Genomic DNA, 5,176 nt, shown 5'->3' with positions numbered 1-5,176 from the left:
CAAAACCACTTGGGTGTTGTATGGTTAAGCCTCACGGGCAATTAGTATCAGTTAGCTCAATGCCTCGCAGCACTTACACACCTGACCTATCAACGTTGTAGTCTCCAACGACCCTTTAGGGAGCTTAAAGCTCCAGTGAGAACTCATCTCAAAGCCTGCTTCCCGCTTAGATGCTTTCAGCGGTTATCAGTTCCGAACGTAGCTACCGGGCAATGCCATTGGCATGACAACCCGAACACCAGTGGTTCGTCCACTCCGGTCCTCTCGTACTAGGAGCAGCCCTCTTCAATTCTCAAACGCCCACGGCAGATAGGGACCGAACTGTCTCACGACGTTCTAAACCCAGCTCGCGTACCACTTTAAATGGCGAACAGCCATACCCTTGGGACCGACTTCAGCCCCAGGATGTGATGAGCCGACATCGAGGTGCCAAACACCGCCGTCGATATGAACTCTTGGGCGGTATCAGCCTGTTATCCCCGGAGTACCTTTTATCCGTTGAGCGATGGCCCTTCCATACAGAACCACCGGATCACTATGACCTACTTTCGTACCTGCTCGACGTGTCTGTCTCGCAGTTAAGCTGGCTTATGCCATTGCACTAACCGTACGATGTCCGACCGTACTTAGCCAACCTTCGTGCTCCTCCGTTACTCTTTGGGAGGAGACCGCCCCAGTCAAACTACCCACCAGACAGTGTCCCCAAGCCCGATAAGGGCCCTAGGTTAGAACATCACGCATACAAGGGTGGTATTTCAAGATTGGCTCCACCACATCTAGCGACATGGTTTCAACGCCTCCCACCTATCCTACACATGTAGGAGCAATGTTCACTGTCAAGCTATAGTAAAGGTTCACGGGGTCTTTCCGTCTAGCCGCGGGTATACGGCATCTTAACCGCAAATTCAATTTCACTGAGTCTCGGGTGGAGACAGTGTGGCCATGATTACGCCATTCGTGCAGGTCGGAACTTACCCGACAAGGAATTTCGCTACCTTAGGACCGTTATAGTTACGGCCGCCGTTTACCGGGGCTTCGATCATGAGCTTCGTCCGAGGACTAACCCAATCAATTAACCTTCCGGCACCGGGCAGGCGTCACACCGTATACGTCATCTTTCGATTTTGCACAGTGCTGTGTTTTTAATAAACAGTTCCAGCCACCTGGTTACTTCGACTGGTCTGAGCTTAGGAAGCAAGTTCCATCACCCATATCCAGCGTACCTTCTCCCGAAGTTACGGTACTATTTTGCCTAGTTCCTTCACCCGAGTTCTCTCAAGCGCCTTAGTATTCTCTACCTAACCACCTGTGTCGGTTTGGGGTACGGTTCCTATATATCTGAAGCTTAGAAGCTTTTCCTGGAAGCATGGCATCAATGACTTCATCACCGTAGTGACTCGTCTCGTATCTCAGCCTTAAGAAGACCCGGATTTACCTAAGTCTTCAGCCTACATACTTTCACACGGACTACCAACGCCGTGCTCACCTAGCCTACTCCGTCCCTCCTTCGCAATATATAGAAGTACAGAAATATTAATCTGTTTCCCATCGACTACACCTTTCGGTCTCGCCTTAGGGGCCGACTTACCCTGCCCTGATTAACATGGGACAGGAAACCTTGGTCTTTCGGCGGGGGAGTTTTTCACTCCCCTTATCGTTACTCATGTCAGCATTCGCACTTGTGATACCTCCAGCAAACTTCTCAATTCACCTTCAACGGCTTACACAACGCTCCCCTACCACTCATAGTAAACTATGAATCCGCAGCTTCGGTGACTAGTTTAGCCCCGTTACATCTTCCGCGCAGACCGACTCGACTAGTGAGCTATTACGCTTTCTTTAAAGGATGGCTGCTTCTAAGCCAACCTCCTAGCTGTCTATGCCTTTCCACATCGTTTCCCACTTAACTAGTACTTTGGGACCTTAGCTGGCGGTCTGGGTTGTTTCCCTCTTCACAACGGACGTTAGCACCCGCAGTGTGTCTCCCGCATATCACTCATTGGTATTCGGAGTTTGCAAAGGGTTGGTAAGTCGGGATGACCCCCTAGCCTTAACAGTGCTCTACCCCCAATGGTGTTCGTGCGAGGCTCTACCTAAATAGATTTCGGGGAGAACCAGCTATCTCCCGGCTTGATTAGCCTTTCACTCCGACCCACAAGTCATCACCGCATTTTTCAACATACGTGTGTTCGGTCCTCCAGTTGATGTTACTCAACCTTCAACCTGCCCATGGGTAGATCGCCGGGTTTCGGGTCTATACCCTGCAACTAAACGCGCAGTTAACACTCGCTTTCGCTACGGCTCCCCTAATCGGTTAACCTTGCTACAGAATATAAGTCGCTGACCCATTATACAAAAGGTACGCAGTCACTAGACTAAATCTAGCTCCCACTGCTTGTACGTATGCGGTTTCAGGTTCTATTTCACTCCCCTCACAGGGGTTCTTTTCGCCTTTCCCTCACGGTACTGGTTCACTATCGGTCAGTTAGTAGTATTTAGCCTTGGAGGATGGTCCCCCCATATTCAGACAAAGTTTCACGTGCTCCGTCCTACTCGATTTCACTTAAAGGTGGCTTTTGTGTACGGGACTATCACCCTGTATCGTTGTCCTTTCCAGAACATTCCACTAGCGCCCAATAAGCTTAAGGGCTGATTCGCGTTCGCTCGCCGCTACTAACGAAATCTCGGTTGATTTCTTTTCCTCGGGGTACTTAGATGTTTCAGTTCTCCCGGTTTGCCTCATTAACCTATGTATTCAGTTAATGATACCTAGCTTATGCTAAGTGGGTTTCCCCATTCGGAAATCGAAGACTATAATGGTTTTTATCACCTTATCTTCGCTTATCGCAGATTAACACGTCCTTCATCGCCTCTAACTGCCAAGGCATCCACCACATACGCTTAGTCACTTAACCATACAACCCTAAGTAGTCTTGCCTTATAAATAAGGAGAAAACAAAGTACGTCACGGTGACTAAACCGCAACAATTGTAAAGTCTGACATTTTCACGTACTCAATAAACCCTAAGGTTTATGATGAGTTACTTGATAAGACAATTACTATCGAGTAGATAATAATTGAATGTTTTACTTAGTTGATTAAACACTCGAGGAGAATGTTTAATCGGTGGTATTTATAATGCTACAAACAACAGCGCGACACCGTGCTTGTTATATAAATACCGGTATTTATATCAGCTTTCCAGATTGTTAAAGAACTAATTTTCAACACACATTCGGTTAAAAACTTGGTTTAAAAAACCAAATTTAAAGTATCAAGGTGATAGCTTAAATTTGGCTTCTTTCTTTAGTTAAAAGAAACGATGGAATTTTGACTTTCTTTACAAGGCGCTTTGTGGTGACGTGTAGTCTTTTCTACACGAACTACGAAGCAACGTAGTAAAAAATCAAAATGGTGGAGCTAAGCAGGATCGAACTGCTGACCTCCTGCGTGCAAGGCAGGCGCTCTCCCAGCTGAGCTATAGCCCCATCAGGGTTTCTTTCAATTTCATTATCATACAATTTGTGTGAACACTCTGTGAGTAACTTGCGTTAAACACCTTTACGATTTTTTACTTTCAAGATAAGGAGGTGATCCAACCCCAGGTTCCCCTAGGGTTACCTTGTTACGACTTCACCCCAGTCATGAAACACAAAGTGGTGACCGTCCTCCCGAAGGTTAAACTAGCCACTTCTTTTGCATCCCACTCCCATGGTGTGACGGGCGGTGTGTACAAGGCCCGGGAACGTATTCACCGTAGCATTCTGATCTACGATTACTAGCGATTCCGACTTCATGGAGTCGAGTTGCAGACTCCAATCCGGACTACGACAAGCTTTGTGGGATTCGCTCCACCTCGCGGTATTGCTGCCCTCTGTACTTGCCATTGTAGCACGTGTGTAGCCCATCCCGTAAGGGCCATGATGACTTGACGTCGTCCCCACCTTCCTCCGGTTTATCACCGGCAGTCTCCTTAGAGTTCCCGCCATTACGCGCTGGCAAATAAGGATAGGGGTTGCGCTCGTTGCGGGACTTAACCCAACATTTCACAACACGAGCTGACGACAGCCATGCAGCACCTGTCTCACAGTTCCCGAAGGCACAAGTCTATCTCTAGTCTCTTCTGTGGATGTCAAGGGATGGTAAGGTTCTTCGCGTTGCATCGAATTAAACCACATGCTCCACCGCTTGTGCGGGCCCCCGTCAATTCATTTGAGTTTTAACCTTGCGGCCGTACTCCCCAGGCGGTCAACTTAGTGCGTTAGCTGCGCCACTCACGTCTCAAGGACACAAACGGCTAGTTGACATCGTTTACGGCGTGGACTACCAGGGTATCTAATCCTGTTTGCTCCCCACGCTTTCGTTCCTCAGCGTCAGTATCTGTCCAGGTGGCCGCCTTCGCCACTGATGTTCCTTCCAATCTCTACGCATTTCACCGCTACACTGGAAATTCCACCACCCTCTACAGTACTCTAGTTTGCCAGTTCAAAATGCAGTTCCCAGGTTGAGCCCGGGGCTTTCACATCTTGCTTAACAAACCGCCTACGAACGCTTTACGCCCAGTAATTCCGATTAACGCTTGCACCCCTCGTATTACCGCGGCTGCTGGCACGAAGTTAGCCGGTGCTTCTTCTGTAAGTAACGTCACAGGATGCAGTTATTAACTACACCCCTTTCCTCCTTACTGAAAGTGCTTTACAACCCGAAGGCCTTCTTCACACACGCGGCATGGCTGCATCAGGCTTTCGCCCATTGTGCAATATTCCCCACTGCTGCCTCCCGTAGGAGTCTGGGCCGTGTCTCAGTCCCAGTGTGGCTGATCATCCTCTCAAACCAGCTAGAGATCGTCGCCTTGGTAAGCCATTACCTTACCAACTAGCTAATCTCACTTGGGCTAATCAAATGGCGAGAGGTCCGAAGATCCCCCCCTTTGGTCCGTAGACGTTATGCGGTATTAGCAGTCGTTTCCAACTGTTGTCCCCCACCATAAGGCATATTCCCAAGCATTACTCACCCGTCCGCCGCTCGACGCCTGAAAAGCAAGCTTTCCATCGTTTCCGCTCGACTTGCATGTGTTAAGCCTGCCGCCAGCGTTCAATCTGAGCCATGATCAAACTCTTCAATTAAAAATCGTTTGTGCATCTAAGATGCTGCTCAATGAATTCTGTCGTGATA

Annotated in this window: 1 tRNA gene and 2 rRNA genes; all 3 read right to left on the bottom strand. The window is 48.6% G+C overall.

Annotated elements, in window-relative coordinates:
• Nucleotides 1–20: 20 nt before the first annotated feature.
• The 3 genes from KO495_RS15960 to KO495_RS15950 all read right to left on the bottom strand — a co-directional run bounded on the left by KO495_RS15960 (nt 21) and on the right by KO495_RS15950 (nt 5,127).
• Nucleotides 21–2,915, bottom strand: a 23S ribosomal RNA gene (locus tag KO495_RS15960).
• 498 nt (nt 2,916–3,413) lie between these two features.
• Nucleotides 3,414–3,489: transfer RNA gene (locus KO495_RS15955), tRNA-Ala, on the bottom strand.
• A 95-nt stretch (nt 3,490–3,584) separates the two neighbouring features.
• Nucleotides 3,585–5,127 (bottom strand): 16S ribosomal RNA (locus KO495_RS15950).
• Together the 16S and 23S rRNA genes with 1 tRNA gene alongside form the textbook arrangement of a ribosomal RNA operon.
• Nucleotides 5,128–5,176: the final 49 nt, after the last annotated feature.

Source organism: Colwellia sp. D2M02, from assembly GCF_018860755.1.
Classification (GTDB): Bacteria; Pseudomonadota; Gammaproteobacteria; order Enterobacterales; family Alteromonadaceae; genus Colwellia; species Colwellia asteriadis.
This window is presented reverse-complemented; position numbering and strand designations above follow the sequence as displayed.